The organism is Luteimonas sp. A537, assembly GCF_054052065.1.
Genome location: NZ_JBSVRH010000027.1, coordinates 1 through 583 on the forward strand (window position 1 = coordinate 1; position 583 = coordinate 583).

Sequence of the window (583 nt, forward strand, 5' to 3'; positions counted from 1 at the left end):
GTCGCTGCCGGTGAACTGGCTGCCCTGGTCCGAGTGCACGAGCACGCCTGGCCCCGGCTTGCGCCGCCAGACCGCCGCCACCAAGGCCTGCAGCACCAGGTCGCTGGTCATCGTCGGGGCCGTCGCCCAGCCCACGATCTGTCGCGAGTACAAGTCCATCACCGCTGCCAGGAACAACCAGCCCTCGTAGGTCCGGATGTAGGTGATGTCGGTGACCCAGACCGTGTTCGGTGCGTCGGGCGCGAACTCGCGATTCAGCACGTTGTCGACCACGCCCACGGGGCCGCCGCGGTGGCGCGGCTTGCTCCCGTAGCCGACCTGCGCACGCAGGCCTTCGGCTTTCATCAGGCGCTGCACGCGGTGGCGACTGCACGTCTCGCCCGCCTCGCGCAGGTCCAACGTGACCTTGCGGTAGCCGTACACGCCGCCGCTGGCCAGCCAGTAGTGCTTGATCAGGCCGAGCAGGCGCTGGTCCTCGCGCTCGCGGCCGCTGGTCGGATGTCGTCGCCAGGCGTAGTAACCACTGCGGTTAACGCCCAGCACCCGGCACATCGTGCACAGCCGGAACTCTTCACTGTGCGCG

1 protein-coding gene is annotated in these 583 nt (G+C 69.0%); it reads right to left on the reverse strand.

Annotated elements, in window-relative coordinates; genetic code table 11:
- Window positions 1-583: IS3 family transposase (locus ACW7GZ_RS14915; RefSeq protein ID WP_457010064.1), on the reverse strand; the 583-nt coding region annotated here is incomplete at both ends.